Origin of the sequence: Marinobacter sp. C1S70, from assembly GCF_000475355.1 — a bacterium.
Lineage (GTDB): Bacteria > Pseudomonadota > Gammaproteobacteria > Pseudomonadales > Oleiphilaceae > Marinobacter > Marinobacter nauticus.
Genome location: NZ_AXBW01000024.1, coordinates 15,614 through 39,930 on the forward strand (window position 1 = coordinate 15,614; position 24,317 = coordinate 39,930).

The window sequence follows — 24,317 nt, forward strand, 5'->3', positions numbered from 1 at the left end:
GCTCAAGTAGATTGCCGAAGCGCTGCTTGTCGAGCTGATGCGCCGGGGAGTCGACCTGGTTACCGCAGAGGTCGAGTCGGCTTACGCCAGCTCGGACGACCCGGTTGAGCGTTTGCGTCTTTGTATCAACGCACATCTGCGAGCCCTGTTGTTAGGTTCGGATGCGGTTTACGTGCTGTTGTTTGAATGGCGGGCGCTGGGCCCGGAGGCTAGTAAGGAAATCATCGAACTGCGTGACCAGTACGAGTCCCTATGGGCCGGTATCCTCGAAACAATGATTGCGCAGGGCGTGGTCCGGAAGAATGTTGACGGCCGTTTGCTTCGCCTGATCGGCCTTGGGGCGCTCAACTGGGTTGCAACCTGGTTCGACCCGAACGGGGCCCAGTCACTCGACGCCATTGGTGATTTGGTCTGGCAGATCGCTATGGACGGTGTCATCAATAAAGGTGTCCAGGCATAATCGGGATTCTCCGGCATGGACGTACCAGCCAAAGCAACAGCGCTACCGCCAGCAGTCGCGCTGGCGGTGTGCCAGCGGTCAGATCAGTCGCCCTCTATTAGGGCGGATCAGTTATCGCTGCTGTCCGGCAGGTAGGCGCCGTCCTCGTCATGAACTTCCTGGCCGGTCACCGGCGGGTTGAAGGCGCAGATCAGGCGCATGTCCTCGGTGCCACCGTACAGGGTGTGCTTGTCGTGGTTGTCCAGGGCGTAGAGGGTACCGTCGGTAATCTCGTGAACTTCACCCGTGGCGAGGTCCTTGATGCGCCCGTTACCGGCAACGCAGTAAACGGCTTCCAGGTGGTGCTTGTACCAGAAAGTGTGCTCGGAGCCTGCCTTGATGATGGTTTCGTGGAAGGAAAATCCCATTTCGTCCTTCTTGAGCAGCAGGCGGCGGCTGGTCCACTGCTTGTCGCTGACTTCACGCTCGGTACCAATGATGTCCTGAACTTTAACGATTTTCATGGGCGTATCTCATGGTTGGTTGGTCAGAATCGGGTGAAACAACTTTCTAGTATAAACATTAGGCATCTATATATTTCAAGCGGCCCTTTCCTCCCGCCACTGGTCATACCCCTCTAGCGCTTCCCGGCTGTCATTGCCCGGTGTGGCCGCTTCGAACGCCGCGAGAGGCTTAGCGTACGCTGTTTTCCGTTTCGTGAGGTGACCCCTAGACACGTGCGTCACCGACTCTGCTGAATCGCGTTCTGCGACGATGGCGGGTGACGCATGGCCTCGCTGGCCGGCAGCGCCGGAGGCGTGGACCTCCGGCGCATCATCAGCGCCGGAACAAGGGCGGCCAGGAAGATCGCGCCGACGATAAAGAAGCTGTCCCGGTACCCCAGCATGTTGCCCTGGCTGTAGATCACGCGGCCAAGATAGTTCATCGCCCCGGCCTGGCGTATCGCCTCCGGCACGCCAGCCTGTGCAAACAAGCCGGTTACTTCGTGCAGCATAGCGGTCGTTGCACTGTTGCCTGCATGCTGTGCCGCCGTGAAGCTGTCTACGTAGAGCTGAGATCGCCGCTCCAGAGCGATGGAGAGCAGGTTGACACCAAACGCCCCGCCGAGTTGGCGCACGAAGTTGATGGCGCCGGAGCCCTGACTGAGTAGCGTCATGGGGAGCGCCTTGAGGGCGCCGGCGTTCAGGCTCGGCATGATGAAACCAAGGCCGATACGCCCCAGCATGATCCACCAGGCGAACAGCCAGAACGAGGTATTGGTATCCACGTTGCTCATAAGAAACGATGACAACGCGAAAATCACAAGCCCAAACATGACCGTGGCATAGGCGGGTGTCCTGTCAGTCAGCCGCCCCGCGATGGGGAAGACCAGGGCCAGAATCAGCCCCGCCGGCATTAGCAGCAGGCCCGAGCGGGTCGGCGTGTAGCCCTGGATCGTCTGGACGAACAGCGGGATCAGGAAGGTCGAACCGAAGATGCCTGCTCCGAAAATGAAGGCCACGACGGAGGCGCCCGCATAGACCCGGTTCGTGAAGAGCTTGAGATTGAGCATGGGTGCGGACGTGCGCAGCTCCCAGACGATGAAGCCGATGCCCGCGACCAGGGCGATGGCGAAGTCGCGCAGGATGGGGTCGGAGATCCAGCCGTCACGCTGCCCGTTCGACAACCCGTTGAGCAGGGTCACGAGAAACACCGTCATCAGTCCAAAGCCGATCCAGTCGAATTTGCGCGGCGGACCGGAGGTTGCGCGCCCCGGCATCAAGATCGCGGCCATAAACAGGCCGATGAAGCAGAAGGGCACGGCCATGAAGAAGACATAGCGCCAGCTGAAGCTGTCGACCATGATGCCGCCAAGCGTCGGGCCAAGCGCCGGGGCCAGCACCACGCCGATGCCGTAAATTCCCATGGCCGACCCGCGTTTCTCCGGCGGAAAGACCTGGAAGATCGTCTGCATGGCGAGCGGCTGGAGGATGCCGGCCGCGCCGCCTTGTAAAACACGGGCCAGGATCAGCACGCCCTCGGCGGGGGCGAGCCCACCCATGATGGAGGCGGCGATAAAGATGGTTATCGCCAACATAAAGGTCGCGCGCTGGCCGAGGGTATCGACCATCCAGGCATTGAGCAGCATGGTCCCGGTCATCGCGGCGAGGAAGCCGGTGGAGAGAAGTTGCGCCTTGTCCTGGCCCATGCCGAAAGCGCCCATGATATCCGGCAGGGCTACATTGACGATGGTGGCGGTCAGGATAGTGGCGATCGTGCCCATCATGACCGTCGCTGTGACCAGCCAGCGATAGGACGGGCCGAAACGGGCGAATAGCCCCTCGATACTGTCCGGCCGGGGCGCGCTAGTCATCGGCTCTCGCCTCCAGCTCCACCATCATACCCGGCTTGAGTTCGCCGCCGTCCTGCTGCACCGCGATGCGCACTGGCAGGCGCTGGGTGATCTTGGTGAAATTGCCGCTCGGGTTGGGGTTGGGCAGCAGGGCGAACTCGCTGGTGGCGGACTGCCCGACGCGCGTGACCCTGCCCTCAAAGCGCCGCCCCGGCAGGGCATCGACAGTGATCATCACGCTCTTTCCCGGCCGGAAGAAGCGGATGTCGGTCTCCTTGACGTTCGCTTCGACACGCACCCGCTCGGGATCATGCACCATCAGCAGGCGTTGGCCGGGGGTGACATATTCGCCCTTGTCCACAAATACCCGGTCCACCACGCCGTCGAATGGCATGACGATGGTGCGATCTTCCAGGTCGAGTTCGGCCTGGGCTTTTTGTGCACGTAGCCGCTGCTCCTCCGGGCCGAGTTCGGCGAGCTGGGTGCGCAGCACCGTGAGTTCCCCGCGCGCGGCTTCAGCCTCGGCCAGGGCGGCGCGGGCATTTTCCAGGTCCGCCTGGGCGCTCAATGTCTGCTGCTTTGCCGTCTCCAGCGCCGCCCGCGTCTGGTCCAGGCGCGCACGGTTGATGGCACCGCTCGGCGCCAGCTTCTCCGCCCGGTCATTCTCCTGTCTGGCAAGATCGAGTTGCGCTGCCGCTGCTGCCAACCTGGCCTCTGCCGCCCTCACCGCTGCCTGTTTGGCGGTAATGCGGCTCTGTGTCTGACGGTCGGTGAGTGCGATGCGCGCTTCGATCTCCTCGCGGCGGCGGGCAATCCCGGCGAGTTGCGCGTCAAGCGCCTCGACACGGAGACGGCTTTCCCGGTCGTCGATCCGGATCAAAACCCTGCCTCTCTGCGCGGCATCGCCATCGGTCACTTCAAGTACCGTCACCCAACCGGGAACCCGGCTGCTCATGGCAACAATGTCGGCGGCGACACGGGCATCCGTCACAACGACATGGGTGAGCTGCTGATACAGCCACCAGCCGCCACCTCCGAGAACGATCAGCGTCGCCAGGATCGCGCCATACCATCGCCATGGCCGAGGGCGGGCAGGAGGTAAAGCCGTCTCTGACTCAGCCTCCCTCTTCTTGTCGGGGGCGGTGCGTAGATCGGTTTCCTGATCGTCGTCCTGGTGTTCCCGGTGGGTCATATGCTGGTTCACGCTCTAGCTCTCATCAGTTTTTGTCCACAGGCTGCATCGCCCTTGGGGTGCCGCCCAGCTTGTCGGCGATCTTCTCGAAGACCTTCAGACAGGTCGCCACCTCGGCATGGGACAGGTCGGATAAGATTTCCGCCCGCACCGCCGCTGTGGTAGCTTCGATCCGTTCCAGAACAGGGGCAGCCTCCGCACGCAGGTGAACCGATTTGGTGCGCCGGTCGGCGGCTTCCGTGCGGCGTTCGATCAGCCCCTCCGCTTCCAGCCGGTCCAGCGCGCGTACCAGGGTCGGCCCCCGCACCCCGACCGCCTCGGCCAATTCACGCTGGGTTGCCGCCTGGGGCAGGCGAGAGAGATGTAACAGGGTCAACCAGCGGGACTCGGTGAGGCCAAAGGTGGCCAGCCGCCGGTCGATTTCGGCGCGCCACAGCCGGGCGACCAGCCCGAGGCGAAGGCCGAATTGTTCCTGATCGTGAAGTGGCTTCGTCATCTCATTGCCTGCATCATTATGTAGCTGTACTATAATCAATAGATAGCTAAGTATCAAATGGCGAGGGATGTAGCCCCGAAGGCAGCACTGTCTAGAGCAGAGGACCGGGAAAGGCGTTCCATCCCGATCACAGAAAGGAGCACCACGATGTACAGGACGATCCTCCTAGCCTATGACGGCAGCCGGCAAGGCCGTGAGGCGCTGGACCAGGGGGCCGAGCTGGCTTCGCTTTGCCAGGCTCGTGTCTATCTCCTCGCCGTCGTCACCCATGAACTGGGTGTCGCGCTCGCTGAAGCGGCGGCACCCTCAGACCTGCCGGAGCGAGAATATCAGGAAGTGCGCCGCGTGCTGACGGAGGGCGCGGAAGCGCTGCGGCGGGCGGGGCTTTCCGTCGACACGCGCCTCGCTGCGGGCAACCCCGCCGAGGAGATCGGCCGAATGGCGCACGAGGTCGGCGCGGATCTGGTCGTGGTCGGTCACCGTGAACAGAGCGCGATGGCCCGGTGGTGGCACGGCTCCGTCGGCGCTTCGCTGCTCGCCCACGCGCCATGCAGCCTGCTGGTGGCCGTTGCGGACCGGTAGTTGTCAAGGAATATGTCGCAGGGTCTTCATCAAGGTCTTCGCCGGCTAGGCTGAGGAGAAAGCCCTTGATTCAGGTGTTAATCGGTTGGCGGCCACTGCTGCGCAGCATGTAACACGCGCAGTATTCGTACCGTCAAGGCATCCTCCTGGTACACGAGGATATAGTTCGACCAGGCGACGAGTTCCCGGGTCCCTTCAACCCGACCAGGGCGGCCTATTGTGGGGAACTCCGGCAGCTTTTCAGCTTTCATCTCGATATCATCTTTTACGCGCTGTGCTGCATCGGGATTGTCATCAGAGATGTAATCGACAATCCCTAGCAGATCGGTACGAGCCAGTTCCAGCCATTCCAGTTCAGGCACGGCGACGCTTTCTGTCGATCAACGCTTGTGCCTCATCCATTACCTGTTGATGAGGAACGGTAGGTCGGGCATCAGCCAGGGCCTCTTTCACTTTATCGCGGAACCAGGCGTCATGGGCTTCCGGATCAGCCGTTAACCCAACGGGCAATCCGCCCTCTTTGGTTACGCGGGTTAGAAGGATGCGGACGGCATCTGATACCGTCAAGCCGAAGCTGGCGAGCTTTTCCGCTGCATCAGCCTTCAGCTCGTCGTCCACACGAACGTGCAGCATTGAAGTGTGAGCCATGATGAATTCTCCGTTTGTCATGCGTAACTCTACTTTGTATCTCAAATGCGATACAGTCAAGCTGTAGATATTAGCAAAATCACTGCGTTTGGTCAGATGCCAGTATTTTATAGATTGTTGACCGGCCTATCTTTAACCTCCTGGCGATCTCCGTAGCCCCCACTCCCTGGCTGTGCAGGGCACGGACTCTATCCTTGTCCACCCTGGGTTTACGGCCAAACTTGACCCCTTTGGCCTTGGCCTCCAGGCGGCCCTCGTTGGTGCGTTCCAGTATGCGCTGACGCTCGGGCTTGGGCCACGGCCGACAGGATGGTGACTACCATCTTGCCCATGATCCCCTCGGTGCTGATCCCATCGTCGAGGAACCGGATAGCCACACCCATGTTGTCGAACTCTTTGATGAGCTGGCCCGGAGTTGCGTCAATACAAGATCGAATAGCACTGGGATGACATTATTCACATTGCCGGTTCGCTCAAACTGGGGACCGTGCAGGCCTCCGTGGGATGCGCTGGAAGCGTAACTGGAAGCGTTTTACCCCAAAGGCGGTGGGCCGGGGGCGCCCACCCATGGGCCTGGGACGAATGTTGCGGCTGTATGTTAGTGGCCCCAACAGTGCTTTGGCTTCTCGGACCAAGGCATCGAGGATGCGATTTACGACAATCAGGCGATCCGGCGTTTCGTTGGCATTGACCTTGGCCGGGAGTCAGCACCGGATGCGACCACCTTGCTCAAGTGTCGCCGATTGCTGGAGCGCGAAGGGCTCACCGGCAAGCTGTTTGAGGCGATCAACGCTCATCTGGCTGGGCAGGGGCTGATGCTACGCGAGGGCACCGTGGTGGACGCGACGCTGCTTGCCGCATCGCCGTCCACGAAAAACCGGGCCAGAAAACGCGATCCGGAAATGCACCAGGCTCGCAGCCTGCTTCACGGCGAAGAAACAGACGTTATGTACCTGTGCTGGGTTGTGTCAGCCAGCGGTTAAGCTAACATCCGGCACAAGCTGATTTTTCTTCTGCTGGCATTGAGCCTGCTGGGGTCCGGATTTGCAGCATTGCCAACACCTGGATCAGCCTGACCGCTGCCAATTGAGAAGACGCGATGAAAAGATATCCTTACGGTTTTTCAGCAGCCTGGGCGCTTACGCTGATGTTCGCGATGGCCAGCCCCACGGTGGCAGCTCAGGCTGCACCGGATGAACAGAAAGAAACCGTTAACTGTGCGTTGATCCGGGACGGCATCCAGCGACTTGCCTGCTATGACGCCCAGAATGACCCCATTGCCGCCAGAAAAGCGGCGGACGAAGACACGTTACAGCAGGCGGATGAGGAAGCCGCTATTCCGGTGGCTGATGATGCCCGGCGGGAGCAGATCGTCAGCGATGCTCTTGAGGACGACTCAGACACCGGTCTGATGACAGCCCTGGTGGATAATTACCTGACCGCGGAGAAGGCAATTTTTTCATTCACCGGCAGTTTTGTGACCCACCGCCCCAACTACATCCTGCCATTCACCTATGTGGACGACCCTAACCCAAGGCCCACCAGCCCGAGACTGGGCCCCGCCGGCTATGACTTCGCTCTGGAAGAGGAAGAGGCGAAATACCAGATCAGTTTCAAGATTCCACTGCTGACTGGCATTTTTGATGATCGAACCACCTTCTGGTTTGGCTATACCCAGCAGTCCTACTGGCAGGTGTACAACACCAAAGACTCCGCTCCCTTCCGTGAAACCAACTACGAGCCCGAGATTTTCTTCCGGCACCGGCTGGACTGGGATCTTGGGCCTGGCACTCTGAGTGCGGTGTCTCTGAGCTTCAATCACCAGTCTAACGGTCAATCAGAACCCCGGTCGCGCAGCTGGAACCGGATCATGGGCACCGCGGCTTACAGCTATGACCGCTGGCTGTTTATGGTTAACCCCTGGTTCCGGCTGCCGGAGAGTGGCAGCGATGACGACAACTCGGATATCGAGAAGTATCTCGGACATGGTAGTTACCACGCGGTTTACAAGCTGACAGAGGACCGCACGTTCTCGCTGAAGCTTTTGAACAATATGCGTTCTACCAATCGGACGTCGGTGGAGTTCGGGTACAGTTTCCCGATGGGGGATACGATGAAGGGCTTTTTCCAGTACTACAACGGGTATGGGGAGAGTCTGATTGATTATAACGAGCGTATCGAGCGGTTTGGCGTGGGGATTCTGCTGAATAACTGGTTCTAGTCGGAGTGTGCCCGGCGCAACTCCACGCTGCCATGCATCAGGTCCGTCAGGCCATGGTGCTGAGTGTTCGCCGGAAGCGGGTCAGGGCCAAGGCAAAAAGGGTACTCCCGATAACGGCGATGGCCAGGAATTGCGGCCACACGGTGGCGAGGCCCGCGCTACGATACAGAATGGCCTGGGCCAGCATTACAAAGTGGGTGTTGGGCGCGGCGAGCATGATGTACTGGACGGCCTCCGGCATGCTCTCGCGCGGCGTCGAGCCCCCGGAGAGCATCTGCAGCGGCAGCAGCACCAGCATCAGCAGCAAGGCAAACTGCGGCATGGACCGGGCGACGGTGCCCAGGAAGATGCCCATCGAGGTGGTCGCGAACAAATGCAGCGCAGTCCCGACCAGGAACAACGCGAGCGAGCCTTCGATGGGCACGGACAGCCAACCCTGCACCACCGCAGTCAGTGCGAAGGCGGTGGCGGCAAGGACGACCAGCGCCATCGCCCATACCTTGCTGCTCATGATCTCGAAAGGCGTGACCGGCATGACCAGCAGATGCTCGACGGTGCCGTGCTCGCGCTCACGGATGAGCGCCGCGCCGGTGAGGACGATGGAGAGCATGGTCACGTTATTGATGACCTGCATGATGGCGCCGAACCACGACTTGTTGAGCTGGGGATTGAAGCGCATCCGCAGCGCCAGATCGACCGGCAACTCCGGAACCTCGCGATAACGCTGCGCGAAGGCGCGCACCTCGTCGGTGACGATGGTCTGGATATAGCCGCTGCCGGTAAATGCCTGGCTCATGCGCGTGGCATCGACGTTGAGCTGGACCGTGGGCCGCTGCCCTGCCAGCAGGTCACGCTGGAAGTTGGGCGGGATGTCAAGAGCGAAGGTGTCGAGGCCGGCATCCATGCGGGCGTCCATCTCGGCCTGCTCGATCACCTCGGGGAGAACAAAGTACGGCGGGTAAAAGGCGCTGACGATGCGCCAGGACAGCGGCGAGCGATCCTCATTCACCACCGCGATCGGCGCCTTGTTGAGGGTCTCCGGCATGGCCGTGGCCGCCGTGTAGACGGAAACGGTGAAGGCGTAGACGATCAGCACCAGCATGATCGGGTCGCGGACAAGGCTGCGCAGCTCCTTGACACCGAGATGGCAAATATTGGCAAGGCGCATAGACTATCGCTCCTGCTTCTTGAGCAGCGCGGCGGACAGCCCGATCAGGACCGGCACGGCCAGCGCCAGTGGGAGAAAGGCGCCATGCAGGTCGGAGAAGTTGAGGGCCTTCGAGAAGGTGCCGCGCGCGATCGTCAGGAAATGCGTGGTCGGATAGACCTCGCCGATCAGCCGGCCCATCCCTTCCAGGGACGAGACCGGGTCGATCATGCCGGAGAAGTTCGCCGCCGGCAGGATGGTGAGCACTGCCGTGCCGAAGATCGCCGCGATCTGGCTGCGCATGAAGGTGGAGATCAGCAGCCCCACGGCCGTGGCGGCACCAATATAGAGCAGCGCACCCACCGCCAACGTCAGGAAGCTGCCCTTCAGCGGCACGCCGAAGACGGTCACCGCGAGCAGCGTGAGCAGCAGGAAGCTCAGGAAGGACAGGACCACGTAAGGGAACTGCTTGCCGAGCAGGAACTCGAGCCGCGTAGTGGGCGTGACGTAGAAGTTGGTGATCGAGCCGAGCTCCTTCTCGCGCACCACGCTGAGCGCCGCGAGCATGGCCGGGATCAGCATGAGCAGCAGCGGGATCACCGCCGGTACCATTGCCACCAGGCTCTTGACGTCCGGGTTATAGCGGAACCGGGTCTCGATATTGACGAGCCCCGCCAAAGCCTCGCCGTAGCCGGCCTCGCGCGCCTTGGTCGCCAGCCAGTGGGCATGAATCCCCTGCACATAGCCGCGGACGGTCTCGCCCCGTGTCGGCATGGCGCCGTCGATCCAGGCGCCGGTCTCGACCCGCCGGCCCCGGGCAATGTCGCGCGCGAAGCCCGGCGGGATCTCGATCGCCAGACTGATGTCGCCTTCGCGCATTCGCCGGTCAAGATCGGCATAATCGGTGATCGGCGGCCGCTCGACGAAGTACCGGGAGCCGCTGAGGTTGAGCGTATAGTCGCGGCTGACGGTGGTCTGGTCGCGATCCAGCACCGCAAAGGTGAGATCCTCAACATCGAGGCTGATCCCATAGCCCATCACGAACATGAGGATGACGCTGCCGAGCAGCGCCAGCGTCAGCCGGATGGGATCGCGGCGCAGCTCCAACCCTTCACGCCGGGCTTGGCTGATCATGCGCCGGGGATCGAACATGCGCCGCCAGCCCTGGGGTTCGCCATGGCCTGCCGACGCGTTAACCGTATCGAGCGACGCTGTTTGCTCCTCTCCGCCTTCGCCCTCCCCCGACGCCTCCTCCAGATGCGCGACGAATGCCTCTTCCAGGGTCTCTGCGCCCCGCTGCTGCACGATATTCGCCGGCGTGTCGGTGACCAGCACCCGGCCCGCATGCATCAGCGAGATGCGGTCGCAGCGCTCGGCCTCGTTCATGAAGTGGGTGGAGATGAAGATGGTCACGCCGTCGCGGCGCGACAGCTCGACCAGCTGGCGCCAGAAGGCGTCGCGCGCCACCGGGTCGACGCCCGAGGTGGGCTCGTCGAGGATCAGCATCTCGGGCTTGTGGATCATGGCGACCGCCAGCGACAGGCGTTGCCGGTGGCCGAGGGGCAGCTGGCCCGGCAGACTGTCCACCACGGCGGTCAAATCGAAGCGTTCAACCATTTCGTCCACCCGCCCTGAAATCTCGGCAGCGGGCACCTGGAACAGCCGGGCATGCAGCTCCAGGTTCTGCCGCACCGTCAGCTCGGTGTAGAGCGAGAAGAACTGCGACATGAAGCCGACTCGGCGGCGGGTCGCGAGGTCGTGCGGGTCCACCTCGTGTCCGAACAGCCAGGCCCGGCCTTCGCTCGGCGGAAGGAGGCCGGTCAGCATCTTCATGGTCGTGGTCTTGCCGCAGCCGTTGGAGCCGAGAAAACCGAAGATCTCACCCCGGGGGACACGCAGGTTCACATGATCGACCGCGATGAATTCGCCAAAGCGCATGGTCAGATCCCGGGCCTCGATCGCGGGGTCGCCATCGTCTGCCGACCGCGGCGGAATCTCGACCGGCCGATAATTGCGGCGCTTGTCTTCCGGCAGCAGCCGGATGAAGGCCGCCTCCAGCGAATCCGCTCCCGTGCTGTGCAGCAGGCCTTCGGGCGTGTCGCTGGCCAGCACCGCCCCACCGTCCATCGCTGCCAGCCAGTCGAAGCGTGCCGCCTCATCCATATAGGCGGTGGCAACCAGCACGCTCATGCCGGGCCGGGAACGACGGATGCCGGCGATCAGATCCCAGAACTGTCTGCGCGAGAGCGGATCGACACCGGTGGTCGGCTCGTCGAGGATGAGCAGGTCCGGATCGTGGATCAGCGCGCAGCAGAGGCCGAGCTTCTGCTTCATCCCACCGGATAGTTTGCCCGCCGCCCGATCGAGAAACGGCTTGAGCCCGGTGGCCCCGGTCAGCACCTCGATGCGGCGCGCCCGTTCGCCGCCGTCATGCCCAAATAGGCGCCCGAAGAAGTCGAGGTTCTCGAACACCGTGAGTGTCGGATAGAGGTTCCGTCCCAGGCCCTGTGGCATGTAGGCGATACGCGGGCCGACTCTGCGGCGATGGCGCGCATCGGCCATATCGCCGCAGAGCACCTCGACTCGTCCTGTCTGGACCGCGCGGGCGCCTGAGATCAGCGCCAACAGACTGGACTTGCCGACCCCGTCCGGGCCGATCAACCCGGCCATGCAGTTTGCCGGGATGTCGATCGTGACCTCGTCGAGCGCACGCGCCTTGCCGTAGCGCAGGGATACATCGCGCAGGCGGGCAACCGGCACGTCAGCCCCCCCGTCATCCTCGATCAGTGTATCTGCCTCCCGGCTCATTGCGGCAGTCTCGTCTGCAGTTCAGGCGGCCAATCCACCCGCGGGTCGAGCCGCACATAGGCCATGCCCGGCAGGCCGGTCTTGACCTGGAGGAGGTGCTCTCTGAGCAGGTCCGGGGCGATCCGCGCCTTGATGCGGAACATCAGCTTCTGGCGCTCTTCTTGCGTCTCCACCGTCTTGGGTGTGAACTGCGCGACGTCCGCGACGAAGGAGATTTCGGCCGGGACCACGTATTGGGGAGCGGCGTCGAGCACGAGCCGCGCCTCGGCCCCGAGCGCGATCCGCCCGGCCTGTTCTGTCGGCAGGAAGAAGGTCATGTACACATCGGTGAGATCGACCATGTTCAGCACCACGCCGCCCGGGGAGAGAACCTCACCGGGCTGAGCGACACGGTACTGGACACGCCCGTCACGCGGCGATTTCAGCACGCTGTCGTCGATATCCGCCTGAATACGCTGGAGGGTGGCCCGCGCCGCTTCCACCGAGGCCTCCGCGGCAATGACATCCGACCTGGCCCGCCCTATGGCGGCTTGCGCGGCCGCCGCCTGCGCCTCCGCGGCGCCGACCGCAGCCTTCGCCGCCGCAGCCGCGGCACGGTCGTCATCGAGCTGCGCCTCGGAGGCGGCATTTTTTGAGGCGAGCTCCCGGGTGCGGGCAAGCCGTTTTTGCGCGGCGTCGAGCTCGGCCTTCCTCTGGGCTATGAGCGCTTCGGCGGCCTGCTTCTCGGCCTCACGCTGGGTCACCAGGCTTTGCGCGGTCTCGATGCCGATGAGCGCCCGTTGCAACTGCGCCTCGGCCTCCCGGAGCTGCGCCTCCAGAACGGCCGTGTCCATTTTCGCCAAGACCTGGCCGGCGCGGACGAAGTCGCCCTCGTTGACCAGGATCTCCCGGATCCGGCCTGCGGTCCTGGCTGCGATATCGATCTCGACCGCCTCGATCCGGCCGTTTCCGGCGGCGAATCCGTCGGGCAAGTCCTGCGGTTGAAAATGCCACCAAGCCCAAACGCCCAGCCCAATGACAATCGCAGCGGCGACGCCTCGAATACCTGCTTTCATGAATTTTTTCACGTCTTGGATTGCTCCACGCCAGTTGGCTCACTCATTCTTGACCATTGAATTCAGGCTGAGCGCGATCTTTGTAGACCCACATCTTAAGCTGTATCTTACGCACGAACCACAGCAATTAGGCTGATCCACATCATTTTTGTCGACAAACAAATATCCGGGCGAGATTCCCAGTTTCCCTATTATCCCAGTTTATAATCATGGGTAGTAACTACGCGGACTGCTCAGAGATAGAGTTTCTATCCATGGGTAGTAAAATGGGTAGTATTGAGCGGCGATGGCTGTGAAAAATACACCAAGCAACTGTTTATAAATGCTTTTTAATTTTTATTCGTCGAGCAGGTGCAGAATCTGGAGTGAGGTATAAGCCGGGGCGGTTGGTGCCTCCCCGGCGTTCGTGCGGTTTACTCCGCCGGCTTGATGGCGAGCAGGTCGGTCCGCAAATGCGTCAGCACCTTTTCGGCCGTGTTGCCGATGACACGGGCGGCCAGGCCGGTTTTACCGGTGGTGCCGATGACGACCATGTCGGCCTTGATCCGGTTGGCAACACTGGGAATGATCTTTTGAGCAGGGCCAGATTCGATGTGGACCTGTTCCGGCATCAGGTGCCAGGTGTTGCACAGGTGTTCAATCTGCGGTTTCAGGGCCGCTTCCCGTTTTCTGGCGTGGGCCAGAGGGTCGATGATGTCCAGGTCGGCCAGAACCACCGAGGTATGAAGTGCGTGCACCAGGTGCAGCTCTGTTTCCAGAGCCTTCGCCAGATGCCAGGCGCGATCAATGATGCGATTGTTCAGGGCTTTCTTCACGGGCTTGTCGGAGCTCAGGTCCACCGCCGCCAGGATTGGCCGAGCCTTGTTCCATTTGTTCTCCGCCACCAGCATCACCGGTGACGGGCACTCGCGAATCAGGTGCCAGTCGGTTGGGGTATACAGGAAGGTTTCTGAGCGATGGCCCGTCTTTACCACGACACCAACGTTCTCTTTCTGGCACTGGGCAATTACCCACAGGTGAATGTGCTTTTCCCAGACCGTTCGGGCATGGATCTTCAGATCATTGCAATCGGCCAACGCCAGCATCTGTTCCAGCCATTTCTGGCGATGTTCCATGAGCGCCTGTCGAGCCCGTTGTTGTACCTCCGGATCGCCCGGCAGTGCATCCAGATATTCATGCACAAACGCCACGACCTCCACCGCTGCGCCCGTTGCCCGGGCCAGTGCCACGCCACGGGCGAGGGCGGTTTGGTCTTTATGATGGTGATCCATGATGATCAGGAGTTTTTCCATGGCGGTATCCGTTTACTGTGGGTGTTTGTGGTCATACTAACAGCTGAACCCGGGCCGGGATGCGGAGATAAGTCAAACCCCGTATAATTTGCCGCTTTCTGGCCATGCGTGTTGGCCGCAAACTGTTGTTCAGGAGTCTTCAAGCCATGAAGCAGGCCGGTGGGCAGGGTACTCTGTTTGTGATTTCCGCTCCTTCCGGCGCGGGCAAGACCAGCCTCGTGTCGGAAATGCTCCGTCAGGATTCCCGGCTGGGGGTGTCGGTATCCCACACCACTCGCCCGATGCGCGATGTAGAGCAGGATGGCGTGAACTATCACTTCATCAGCCGGGATGAGTTCGAGGCCATGATTGCCCGGGGTGATTTCCTGGAGCATGCGGATGTTTTCGGCAACTACTATGGCACCTCCCAGGTGTGGGTGCGGGAAACCCTGGCTACCGGGCAGGATGTGATCCTGGAGATTGACTGGCAGGGGGCGGAACAGGTGCGCCGGCTGATTCCGGAATGTGTGAGCATTTTCATTGTGCCGCCCTCGGCTGAAATCCTCCGCCAGCGACTTGTTGGGCGTGGTACTGACGCGCCGGAAGTCATCGAACGGCGGCTGTCGGAGGCGGAGGAAGAGTGCCGGCACGCGGTCGAGTTTGATTACCTGGTGGTCAACGATGACTTTGCGGTGGCATTAGCTGATCTGCTGGCCATTGTCCGCAGTCAGCGGCTGAAAATGGCCACCCAGCAGGTTCGCCACGGTGAGTTGCTGCGGGACTTGTCCGCTCACGGGTGATGGTGGTTTTCACTGTATACAAATTGAGCCGGGGCCAGTAAACTACGCGGTCTGCTAAATCAGTGATTCTTTTTGTTCGGGGAAGATAATGGCACGAGTTACCGTTGAAGATTGTCTGGAAAACGTAGATAACCGATTCCAGCTGGTCATGCTGGCCACCAAACGCGCCCGCCAGATCGCCACCAAGGGTGCCGAGCCGATGGTTGCGGAAGAGAATGATAAGCCGACCGTTATTGCCCTGCGTGAAATTGCAGAAGGCAAGGTGACCCGCGATCTTCTGCTGGAAGAAGACGACGACTGAGTTCGTCCGGTTGCCGGCGATGCGTAAAAATACGTGCCGGTAATTGAGAAGCATTGAAATCTGCCTCCGCAGTTTTATAGTGTAACTATAAAACTTGCCAGGAAGGACAACGGAAGCCCGGATGCACGCATTCGGGCTTTTTTGTCCCCGGTACACTGACAACGATGGAGGCGCGGTGGTCGCAGCAGAGGCAACGGTAGAAGAACTGGCCAGAGAGCTCAGTTCCTACCTCGATACCAATCGCATCAATCAGGTGCGACGGGCTTACTATTACGCCGAACAGGCCCACGAAGGCCAGATGCGTAAAAGCGGCGACCGTTATATTACCCACCCCCTGGCTGTGGCCGGAATTCTTGCCGACCTCCGGCTCGACCATCAGAGCCTGATGGCAGCCATGCTTCACGATGTCATTGAAGATACCGGCATTCCAAAAGATGCGCTGGCGGAACAGTTCGGAGAGGATGTGGCCGAGCTGGTAGATGGTGTCTCCAAACTGACCCAGATTGAGTTCCGCTCCCGGGCGGAGGCCCAGGCGGAAAACTTCCAGAAGATGACCCTGGCCATGGCCAAGGATATCCGGGTGATTCTGGTGAAGCTGGCGGATCGTCTGCACAACATGCGCACCCTTGGCCCCATGCCGTACGAGAAGCGCCTGCGTATTGCCACTGAAACCCTTGATATCTATGCGCCCATTGCCAATCGCCTGGGCATGCATTCCATCTGTACCGAGCTTGAAGATCTGGGCTTTTCCTCGCTTTATCCCATGCGCGCCAAGTACATTTCCAAGGCGGTGGAGAAGCTTCGTGGCAGCCACCGGGAGATCATTGAAGACATCCGGGGAAAATTGCAGGAAAAGCTGGAGGAGCGTGGGCTTCCGGGCCGCATTCTGGGGCGGGAGAAACACCTGAACTCCATTTATAACAAGATGAAGTTCAAGCAGAAATCCTTCCATGAAATCATGGATGTGTATGCGTTCAGGATCATTACGGATACCGAGGATAACTGTTATCGCATACTTGGTGCCGTACACAGTCTCTACAAGCCACTGCCCGGGCGTTTCAAGGATTACATTGCCATGCCCAAGTCGAATGGCTATCAGTCCATTCACACTACCTTGTTCGGCATGCACGTGAACATCGAGATCCAGATCCGGACCGAGGAAATGGAGCACATTGCCAACAATGGTATTGCTGCCCACTGGATGTACAAAAACGAAGCCTCCGGCGTGACCACCATCAATCAATCCCGGGTAGATCGGTGGGTGAAGGGGCTCATGGAAATGCGCGAACGCGCGGATGATTCCATGGAGTTCATTGAACACGTCAAGGTCGATCTGTTCCCGGACGAGATCTATGTGTTTACGCCCAAGGGCCGGATCATGGAGCTGCCAAGCGGGGCCACCCCGGTGGACTTTGCCTATGCAATCCATACCGATATCGGCAATGCCTCTGTGGCGTGTCGGATCAATCGCAATCTGGCATCTCTGAGTCAACCGCTGCAAAGCGGGCAGACGGTGGAAATCATCACCGCGCCCGGCGCCCGCCCGAATCCTGCCTGGCTCAGCTTCGTGGTGACCGGCAAAGCCCGAAGCAGTATTCGGCATGTGCTGAAAACCCGTAAGCGGACCGAGTCCATGGAGCTGGGTCGCACCCTGCTCAAACGTTCGCTCAAGGGTTTTGGTGCCAAACTGTCGGATATCAGCGATGCCCAGAAACAGGCGGTGGTTAATCACAACCAGGTCAACAGCTTTGATGATCTGATCAGCGATATTGGTCTGGGTAACCGTATGGCCTATCTGGTGGCCCGTCAGTTGGTGTCCGGCAATGACGTGATGGACGCGCCGGCCAACCTGGAAAACGCCCCGGACAGCAAGCAGGGCGCCGTCACCATACGCGGCACCGAAGGGCTCTTGGTACGCTTTGCCAATTGTTGCAAACCCATTCCCGGGGACCCGGTGGTTGGTGTGATGGACTCCGGCAACGGCATGGTGATTCATTCAGATACCTGTTCCCGCCTGCCGGAGGACGATGAAGGCCGTGCCCGGCTGACCCACCTGAAGTGGGCCAAGGACATTACCGATGAATTCTCGGTGGAGCTTCGGGTTGAACTGGAGCGCCAGCGCGGGGTGATTGCCGAAGTAGCGAACGCCGTTGCCATGGCAGACGGAAACATCGAGCGCATCAGTGTGGAAGACCAGAACGCGCGCTTCGGCATCGTCAGCCTCGTGGTGCATGTGAATGGCCGCAAGCATCTGGCGCGGGTGATGCGCAGGGTCCGGAACATTCGTGCAGTGACCCATATCGGCCGGGTTCGGCACTGAGACCTTTGCGTGGTTGACAGTGGCTACGCCCAAAGGTGACGATTGGCGTTTTGGAAAAGAGGAAATTGCAGGTCATGACCAACAAATCTGTTATCCAGACCGAAAACGCCCCTCAGGCGATTGGTACCTACTCTCAGGCTGTTAAAGCCGGGGACACCGTGTATCTGTCTGGCCAGATTCCGCTGGACCCGGAAACCATGGAAGTGGTGGCGGGCGACTTTGCCGCCAAGACCCGTCAGGTGTTCGAGAACCTGAAAGCCGTGTGTGAAGCGGCCGGTGGCGAGCTGAAGGACATCGTCAAACTGAATATCTACATGACGGACCTGGCCAACTTCGCCACTGTCAACGAGATCATGGCCACCTATTTCCAGGAGCCGTATCCGGCACGCGCCGCCGTCGGTGTAGCCGCGCTGCCGAAAGGCGTTCCGGTGGAAATGGAAGCCGTTATGGTGCTCAGCTAAGCGTCAGAGCTTGCTGATCATCTCCCGGTACCCCGCCCGATAGTCGGGGTACCGGAATTCAAAGCCACTCTGAAGCAGTTTTCGATTACTGCAGCGCTTGCTACCGGCCCGCCCGCCTTTACGGGCGCCTTCCACCGGGGCTTTGCACGGCACCTGAGAACGCACCCAATCAACCACCTCATCCAGCCGAACCGGCTCGCAATCACTGGCGACGTACAGTGGCTCCAGGTCCTCACCGTTCAGGGCTTTTTGCGCAAGCCATGACACAGCGTTGGCGGCATCCACTTCGTGTATGCGATTGCTGAAAGGTGCGGGTGGTTGGGGGTTCATGCGGCCTTCCAGGACTTCCTCAAGAAAACGCTGACGGCTGGGGCCATAAATGCCACTGAAGCGAACAACGGTGGCTGGATGCCCGCTGTTCAGGGCGGTACGTTCGCCCTGGAGGATTTGTTGACCAGTGAACCGGTCCGGATCGGCAGGGCTGTTCTCATCGACCCAGCTGTCATCATTCTGCGCAAAGACGCTGGTACTGCTGATGAAGATCAGCCGTTTGAGGGATTGCTCACCGATGACGTTGAGCAGGTTCTTGAGACCAGTGACATAGGCTTGATGATAACCCTCTTCGTCGTAGCTGGATGGCGTCAGGCAATAGACGACGATGTCCAGGTGTTCCGGAAGCTTGCCGGCCATGGATTCCGGGCGGGTCAGATCTGCCCCGATCCCGGTCACTCCCTGAGGGACTCGATCCGGGTTGCGGCGCAGCCCGTATACGTCTCCGGCGCCCAGCAGAACCGTGGCAATGTCACCTCCGAGCTTGCCGCAGCCCGCCACCAGAATTTGTGCCTTTTGCTTGTCATCAGTCATTGCCATAGACAATTTCAATCCTTATCCTTTGGCTGATAAAGTAAGTGAAACTTCGACCTGAGTACGTCAACCGGAGCTCACCATGACCCTCACCGAGTTACGATACGTTGTTACGCTTGCCCGGGAAAGGCATTTTGGCCGTGCCGCAGAGCGCTGTCATGTCAGCCAGCCGACCCTTAGCGTTGCGGTTAAAAAGCTTGAGGATGAGCTCGGTATCCCCTTGTTCGAGCGCAGCAAAAGCAGTATTCGGGTGACCGAGGTTGGCCAGCGTATCATTGAGCAGGCCCAGCGGGTTCTGGACCAGGTGGGCGTGATCAAGGATATGGCGCAGGACGGCAAGAATCAGCTCAATTCGCCATTGAAGGTCGGCGCGATTTATACCATCGGACCCTACCTGTTCCCGCATTTATTACCGGAGCTGCGCAGAGCGGCGCCAGACATGCCCCTTTACATAGAAGAGAACTACACCGCCAGCCTGCGCCAGAAGCTGCGGCACTCAGAGTTGGATGCCATCATCATTGCCCTGCCGTTTGAAGAGCCGGAAGTAGTAACCCTGCCGCTTTACGATGAGCCGTTTGTGGTGCTGCTGCCAGCGGATCATCCGCTGACAGAGAAGGAGCAGGTGACGGCCGAAGAGATGGCGAAAGAGCAATTGTTGCTGCTCGGGCCCGGCCACTGTTTCCGGGATCAGGTGCTGGAGTCATGTCCGCCCCTGGTGGATGCCATCACCAAGCGGGCGGACAACGGCAGACCGGAGCTGGTGACCGAGGGCAGTTCGCTGGAAACCATCCGGCACATGGTGGCCTCCGGACTGGGAATCACGGTACTGCCGCTGTCGGCCGCCACTGCCATCAAATACCAGGAAGATATCCTTGCGGTGCGGCCTTTTGCGGCGCCGGTGCCTTTCCGAACCGTGGCGCTAGCCTGGCGTGTAACCTTCCCGCGGCCCAAAGCCATCGATGTACTGTCACTGGCGGCTAGCCAGTGCCGGGTGATAGAAAAAGCCAAAACCGACACACCGGCGGTTGCTGAAAGCGCCTGAGGGCCGTATGACGTCACTGGAGGACATCCCGGTAACCCAGCTCAAGGGCGTAGGAAGCGCCCTGGCGGAAATACTTGCCAGGCTGGGTATCCACTCCATTCAGGATCTCCTGTTCCATCTTCCCTACCGTTATGAAGACCGCACTCGCGTAGTGCCCATGGGCAGCCTGCGTATCGGCGATATTGCTGTGGTGGAAGGTGAGGTCATGAAGGCCGACCTGGTGATGGGCCGCCGGCGCAGCCTGCAGGTGACGTTGCGGGATGACACCGGGTTTCTGGTGATGCGGTTTTTTCACTTCAATGCCGCCCAGAAAAACCAGCTTGCTGAAGGCACACGAGTGCGCTGTTTCGGCGAGGTGCGCCCAGGCCGGGCCGGCTACGAATTCTACCATCCGGAATACCAGACCAATCCTCCTGCCATGCCGCCGGCCGAACAGGCGACGCTCACGCCGGTGTATCCTCTGACCGAGGGCATTCAACAGCCCAGGGTCAGGGGGCTGTGTCAGCAGGCCCTGAGCTATCTGGATCGCTACCCCATCAAGGACTGGCTGCCCCCGGCACTGCTGGCGGACTACCAGTTGCCCGGCATAACCGAGGCTGTTCGCCTGGTGCATTTGCCTCCGGCCGGCGCCCCGGTGCATCTGCTGGTAGAGGGAAAGCACCCGGCTCAGCAGCGGCTGGTGATGGAGGAGTTGCTTGCGCATCAGCTTAGCCTGTTGCAGGTCCGGAAGCAGATACAGGCCCGGGAGGCCTTGCCGCTGCTACCAGCGGGAGACCGGGCAGAGCGATTTCTGGAGCAACTGCCGTTTAGTCTGACCGGTGCCCAGCGCCATGTGATTGCCGATATCCGGCAGGATCTGAGTCAGCCGGTGCCGATGTTACGCCTGGTTCAGGGAGATGTCGGCTCGGGTAAAACCGTGGTTGCTGCCTTATCTGCTCTGCAAACCATCGAAGCCGGCGCCCAGGTTGCCTTGATGGCACCTACCGAGATTCTGGCGGAGCAACACTATCAGAACTTCCGAAATTGGCTGGAGCCATTGGGTGTGGAGTTAGCCTGGTTGTCGGGGAAGGTGAAAGGCAAAGCCCGACAGACAGCGTTGAGTGCGGTCGCCGAGGGTCGTGCGCAGATTGCCATTGGTACCCATGCCCTGTTTCAGGATGACGTGGTATTCCAGCGCCTGGCGCTGGTGATTGTCGACGAACAGCACCGGTTTGGCGTGCACCAGCGGCTGGCCCTGAGAGAGAAAGGGGTTGGCGGAACGCTGGCACCGCACCAGTTGATCATGACGGCGACGCCCATACCGCGAACCCTGGCCATGAGCGCCTATGCCGACCTCGATACCTCCGTGATTGATGAGCTGCCGCCGGGGCGCAAGCCCATCGAAACGATTGTGCTGCCGGAGAGCCGCCGGGACGACATCATTGAGCGGGTACGCAAGGCCTGCAGGGAAGGTCGGCAGGCCTATTGGGTCTGCACTCTGATTGAGGAATCCGAGGCGCTTCAGTGCCAGGCGGCGGAAGTGACCGCCCAGGAGTTGGTTGAGCGGTTGCCGGATCTGGCCATTGGCCTTGTTCATGGCCGCCTGAAAGCCCAGGAAAAAGCCGCGGTAATGGAGCGCTTCAAAAACGGCGAACTGGATTTGCTGGTGGCCACCACGGTGATCGAGGTCGGCGTGGACGTGCCCAATGCCTCTCTGATTATTATCGAGAACCCGGAGCGGCTCGGGCTGGCGCAGTTGCATCAGTTGCGGGGCCGGGTTGGCCGCGGTGAGCAAGCCAGTTTCTGCGTGCTGATGTATCACCCGCCCCTGTCCAATAATGGCAAGGCCAGGTTACAGGCGCTGCGGGACAGTCAGGATGGCTTCTTTATCGCCGAAAAGGATCTTGAGATTCGAGGTCCTGGAGAAGTGCTGGGTACTCGCCAGACTGGCTTGATGCAGTTTCGCCTGGCCGATTTTGAACGCGACAAGGGTTGGATTGCTCCCATTCGTGACATGGCGCCGAGCCTGATGAAGGAGCCTCGGGTAGTCTCAGCACTTATCAGACGGTGGCTGGGTGAGAAAATTCGTTATGGCGACGTATAGTGTTGGTCATGAATTTCATAACGCCTGTGCTCGTGGCCGATATTGGCCTGTTAATGTCGCGTTAATGACTGCAAAATGCATGAAAACTGATTGATAACCTTTGTCCGGAGAATGCTATGGAACTTCCTGTTGTGGTACAGCAGGCACTTGGTGATAACGCCCCCGGTGTATCGTTCCGGAGCGTAAGCCAGATTGATACCGGCCATTTGCTCCGAATGGTACTGCTCAGCGACGATCAAGGTAATCTGCAGGCCATCTGCCGTCGCAACGATATGCTCGATCTGGAAGCCCTGAACAAGCGTCTGGGGCGGGATCTGAGAATGATGCAGCGGCGCGAGCAGGTTCGGGTCCGCCAGAAAGCCGGGCTTCAGGAGTTGCCGGCGCTGCCATCACTCACCGGTTGGCCGACCGTAGTTGACCGGCGTGTGGATGAACTCGAGGCGGTCGCGCTGGAGTTGGGGGAACAGGACCTGGGCCTGATGATGCCGGGCGAAGATTTCCGCCAGTTGACGGCAAAGGCCGCCCGACACGATTTTGCGGTGGATACCGCGAATATATCCGTCAATCTTGACAATCACGCCGCCGACCGTGACCAGCTGCATTCCGCCATCAAAAAGTTCACCGGCTTGCGTATTCAGCAGCGACTGGAGGATACGCTGGAGCTGCCGCCCTTGCCTGAGACTGCTCAGCGCATCATTCATCTGCGGGTAAACCCTAATGCGGTAATGGGGGACCTGGTGGATGTGGTGGAGAGCGATCCGAGCCTGGCAGCCCAGGTCGTGAGTTGGGCATCATCATCGTTCTACGCCGCTGCAGGGCAGGTGCGTTCCGTCCACGATGCGGTGTCCCGGGTACTGGGTTTTGATCTTGTGATGAACCTGGCCATGGGCCTGGCGCTGGGGCGTGCCCTGAAGCACCCGAAGGATCATCCGGACGGTTATGTGGATTACTGGCAGCAGGCCATCTGGCAGGCTCAGTCTGCGGGCATTCTCGCGAGCATGATGCCTCGAGGGCAGCGACCTCTGTTTGGCCTCGCCTACCTGGCTGGTTTGCTCCATAACTTCGGGCATTTGGTACTGGCTCAGGTGTTCCCGCCGCATTTCAGGCTGGTCTGCCGGTCGCTGGAGGTGAACCCGCACATTGATTCCAGTGTCATTGAGCATTACCTGCTGGGGATCACCCGGGAGCAGATTGCAGCGCAGTTGATGGAAAACTGGGGTATGCCGGACGAGGTGACACTGGCCATTCGTTACCAGAAGAATCCTTCCTATGACGGTCCCCATAGTGTTTATGCTCGTTTATTGTGGCTGGGACGGCAGTTACTGACGGAACGTGGTGTTGCCTTGGGCGCAGGTGAGCCGGCAACTCAGGCCGTTTATGATGAGCTGGGTCTGGACAGGGAGCTGGTTCAGGAACAGTTTGATGAGCTGGTAAGCCGCAAAGACAGTATTATGGCCATGGCCGGGATGATGAGTCAGGGCGGATAAAAAAGGGCCGGCCATTGAGGCCGGCAAGTTCACCCGCTTGTTGCAGAGTCGTCCAAACTTGTCAGGAGAAAACAACGGGGAGGCTGATCCAGTGTGGTGGGAGCGGCCTCCTGTTTTTAAATTTAGACAAGCTCCAGGAAAAGGAAAGGCGACTGCATGCAGATTACATAAATGAGCATGGTGTCAGCTTTCCTTGAGGCTTAAAGCTATTGATTTGCTTTGACATATTTTTGAGGCGGGCGTCCGGTCGGTAACAAAAAGTTACAAAACCCTGACGTCAGTCAAAACGATGATGCCGGATTGCGGTAGCGGCCCGACGGATTTCATCGGAATACTCCCTTTCCACCGCAAACCGTTCTTTGTCCATTTCCCGGATGGTCGCGGAGTCGGTATTCTTCCTCGCCCGATGGGTGGGCATATGCTGAATCTTGTCGTGCACCGTCTGGAACACCTGAAAGGGTGGCTTTTCCAGCAGTTCCGGGGCCAGGTAATCCAGCAGACCCTTGAATCTCAGACAGGCCTCGGAATACTCAACCTGGTCTTCCTCTACCGCCATGGCGATAATCCGGATACTTTCAATCATTTCGTCCCGGCGCCGGGCCTGAAACTCCTCAGTTTTCTTCTGGCGCAGCCGCTGTTCGGACAGCAGCCTGGATTGGCGCCAGATATAAACCAGTAACACACCGATAATAACCAGCCCGATGGCAATAAAGACCAATTGCAGCCCTCTGGGCATGGTTACACTCC

The 24,317-nt window shown here is 60.1% G+C and carries 22 protein-coding genes and 2 pseudogenes; 11 read left to right on the forward strand and 13 right to left on the reverse strand.

Annotated elements, in window-relative coordinates; all coding sequences use genetic code 11:
• Positions 1–37 precede the first annotated feature (37 nt).
• Positions 38–460 (forward strand): TetR/AcrR family transcriptional regulator C-terminal domain-containing protein, encoded by a 423-nt coding sequence (locus Q669_RS07865; protein WP_022991866.1) that lies wholly within the window; start codon positions 38–40, stop codon positions 458–460.
• Between the two features lie 107 nt (positions 461–567).
• Here Q669_RS07865 and Q669_RS07870 read toward each other — a convergent pair whose 3' ends face one another.
• The 4 genes from Q669_RS07870 to slyA form a co-directional block, all read right to left on the reverse strand.
• A complete protein-coding gene (locus Q669_RS07870) occupies positions 568–963 on the reverse strand; it encodes an ectoine synthase (RefSeq protein WP_022991867.1) in 396 nt (131 codons plus the stop codon).
• Between the two features lie 218 nt (positions 964–1,181).
• The gene (locus tag Q669_RS07875) at positions 1,182–2,813 is read right to left on the reverse strand and encodes a DHA2 family efflux MFS transporter permease subunit (protein ID WP_011784157.1); all 1,632 of its coding nucleotides are present in this window, start codon (positions 2,811–2,813) and stop codon (positions 1,182–1,184) included.
• Complete coding sequence (locus tag Q669_RS07880; RefSeq protein WP_198324799.1) at positions 2,806–3,996, reverse strand: HlyD family secretion protein; 1,191 nt, start codon at positions 3,994–3,996, stop codon at positions 2,806–2,808. The genes Q669_RS07875 and Q669_RS07880 overlap by 8 nt, the downstream gene beginning before the upstream one ends.
• Positions 3,997–4,009: 13 nt before the next feature.
• Positions 4,010–4,480, reverse strand: coding sequence for a transcriptional regulator SlyA (slyA, locus tag Q669_RS07885; RefSeq protein ID WP_011784159.1), 471 nt, complete (start codon positions 4,478–4,480; stop codon positions 4,010–4,012).
• A gap of 147 nt (positions 4,481–4,627) precedes the next feature.
• Between slyA and Q669_RS07890 the strand changes: the two genes are divergently transcribed.
• Positions 4,628–5,062: a universal stress protein gene (locus Q669_RS07890; RefSeq protein ID WP_011784160.1), complete on the forward strand. Its 435-nt coding sequence runs from the start codon at positions 4,628–4,630 to the stop codon at positions 5,060–5,062.
• Positions 5,063–5,139: 77 nt separating this feature from the next.
• Here Q669_RS07890 and Q669_RS07895 read toward each other — a convergent pair whose 3' ends face one another.
• The 3 genes and pseudogenes from Q669_RS07895 to Q669_RS07905 form a co-directional block, all read right to left on the reverse strand.
• Complete coding sequence (locus tag Q669_RS07895) at positions 5,140–5,424, reverse strand: type II toxin-antitoxin system RelE/ParE family toxin (RefSeq protein WP_011784161.1); 285 nt, start codon at positions 5,422–5,424, stop codon at positions 5,140–5,142.
• Positions 5,417–5,710: a type II toxin-antitoxin system RelB/DinJ family antitoxin gene (locus tag Q669_RS07900; protein WP_011784162.1), complete on the reverse strand. Its 294-nt coding sequence runs from the start codon at positions 5,708–5,710 to the stop codon at positions 5,417–5,419. Before Q669_RS07900 ends, Q669_RS07895 begins: the two co-directional genes overlap by 8 nt.
• A 79-nt stretch (positions 5,711–5,789) precedes the next feature.
• Positions 5,790–6,117, reverse strand: a pseudogene (locus Q669_RS07905) (helix-turn-helix domain-containing protein); the annotation flags it as partial.
• Between the two features lie 97 nt (positions 6,118–6,214).
• On the opposite strand from Q669_RS07905, the pseudogene Q669_RS07910 reads away from it, so the two are divergent.
• A pseudogene (locus tag Q669_RS07910) lies at positions 6,215–6,627 on the forward strand (transposase); the annotation flags it as partial.
• A gap of 230 nt (positions 6,628–6,857) precedes the next feature.
• Complete coding sequence (locus tag Q669_RS07915) at positions 6,858–7,931, forward strand: phospholipase A (RefSeq protein ID WP_036149235.1); 1,074 nt, start codon at positions 6,858–6,860, stop codon at positions 7,929–7,931.
• A 46-nt stretch (positions 7,932–7,977) separates the two neighbouring features.
• Here the strand turns inward: Q669_RS07915 and Q669_RS07920 are convergent, their stop codons facing one another.
• The 4 genes from Q669_RS07920 to Q669_RS07935 all read right to left on the reverse strand — a co-directional run bounded on the left by Q669_RS07920 (position 7,978) and on the right by Q669_RS07935 (position 14,233).
• A complete protein-coding gene (locus tag Q669_RS07920) occupies positions 7,978–9,099 on the reverse strand; it encodes an ABC transporter permease (protein ID WP_011784164.1) in 1,122 nt (373 codons plus the stop codon).
• Positions 9,100–9,102: 3 nt separating this feature from the next.
• Positions 9,103–11,886 (reverse strand): ribosome-associated ATPase/putative transporter RbbA, encoded by a 2,784-nt coding sequence (gene rbbA / locus Q669_RS07925; RefSeq protein WP_022991869.1) that lies wholly within the window; start codon positions 11,884–11,886, stop codon positions 9,103–9,105.
• Positions 11,883–12,941: an HlyD family secretion protein gene (locus tag Q669_RS07930; protein WP_052000790.1), complete on the reverse strand. Its 1,059-nt coding sequence runs from the start codon at positions 12,939–12,941 to the stop codon at positions 11,883–11,885. The genes rbbA and Q669_RS07930 overlap by 4 nt, the downstream gene beginning before the upstream one ends.
• A gap of 413 nt (positions 12,942–13,354) precedes the next feature.
• Positions 13,355–14,233 carry a universal stress protein gene (locus Q669_RS07935; protein WP_014420403.1) on the reverse strand — a complete coding sequence of 293 codons (879 nt, stop codon included), beginning with the start codon at positions 14,231–14,233 and terminating at the stop codon, positions 13,355–13,357.
• A gap of 146 nt (positions 14,234–14,379) precedes the next feature.
• On the opposite strand from Q669_RS07935, the gene gmk reads away from it, so the two are divergent.
• From gmk to Q669_RS07955, 4 genes are all read left to right on the forward strand, one after another.
• Positions 14,380–15,012 carry a guanylate kinase gene (gene gmk / locus Q669_RS07940; RefSeq protein ID WP_022991871.1) on the forward strand — a complete coding sequence of 211 codons (633 nt, stop codon included), beginning with the start codon at positions 14,380–14,382 and terminating at the stop codon, positions 15,010–15,012.
• A gap of 88 nt (positions 15,013–15,100) precedes the next feature.
• Complete coding sequence (gene rpoZ / locus Q669_RS07945; protein WP_011784168.1) at positions 15,101–15,313, forward strand: DNA-directed RNA polymerase subunit omega; 213 nt, start codon at positions 15,101–15,103, stop codon at positions 15,311–15,313.
• 121 nt (positions 15,314–15,434) lie between these two features.
• Positions 15,435–17,633 carry a RelA/SpoT family protein gene (locus Q669_RS07950; protein WP_022991872.1) on the forward strand — a complete coding sequence of 733 codons (2,199 nt, stop codon included), beginning with the start codon at positions 15,435–15,437 and terminating at the stop codon, positions 17,631–17,633.
• 74 nt (positions 17,634–17,707) lie between these two features.
• Positions 17,708–18,094, forward strand: coding sequence for a RidA family protein (locus Q669_RS07955; RefSeq protein WP_011784170.1), 387 nt, complete (start codon positions 17,708–17,710; stop codon positions 18,092–18,094).
• A 3-nt stretch (positions 18,095–18,097) separates the two neighbouring features.
• Here the strand turns inward: Q669_RS07955 and Q669_RS07960 are convergent, their stop codons facing one another.
• Positions 18,098–18,964 carry an NAD-dependent epimerase/dehydratase family protein gene (locus tag Q669_RS07960; RefSeq protein ID WP_022991873.1) on the reverse strand — a complete coding sequence of 289 codons (867 nt, stop codon included), beginning with the start codon at positions 18,962–18,964 and terminating at the stop codon, positions 18,098–18,100.
• A gap of 76 nt (positions 18,965–19,040) precedes the next feature.
• Between Q669_RS07960 and Q669_RS07965 the strand changes: the two genes are divergently transcribed.
• The 3 genes from Q669_RS07965 to Q669_RS07975 all read left to right on the forward strand — a co-directional run bounded on the left by Q669_RS07965 (position 19,041) and on the right by Q669_RS07975 (position 23,570).
• On the forward strand, positions 19,041–20,000 hold the full coding sequence (locus Q669_RS07965; RefSeq protein WP_011784172.1) for a hydrogen peroxide-inducible genes activator: 960 nt from the start codon (positions 19,041–19,043) through the stop codon (positions 19,998–20,000).
• A 7-nt stretch (positions 20,001–20,007) separates the two neighbouring features.
• The gene (recG, locus tag Q669_RS07970) at positions 20,008–22,083 is read left to right on the forward strand and encodes an ATP-dependent DNA helicase RecG (RefSeq protein WP_022991874.1); all 2,076 of its coding nucleotides are present in this window, start codon (positions 20,008–20,010) and stop codon (positions 22,081–22,083) included.
• A gap of 116 nt (positions 22,084–22,199) precedes the next feature.
• On the forward strand, positions 22,200–23,570 hold the full coding sequence (locus Q669_RS07975) for an aminoacyl-tRNA deacylase and HDOD domain-containing protein (RefSeq protein WP_022991875.1): 1,371 nt from the start codon (positions 22,200–22,202) through the stop codon (positions 23,568–23,570).
• A 277-nt stretch (positions 23,571–23,847) separates the two neighbouring features.
• On the opposite strand, the gene Q669_RS07980 is transcribed toward Q669_RS07975, so the two are convergent.
• On the reverse strand, positions 23,848–24,306 hold the full coding sequence (locus tag Q669_RS07980; protein ID WP_014420409.1) for a DUF2489 domain-containing protein: 459 nt from the start codon (positions 24,304–24,306) through the stop codon (positions 23,848–23,850).
• Positions 24,307–24,317: the final 11 nt, after the last annotated feature.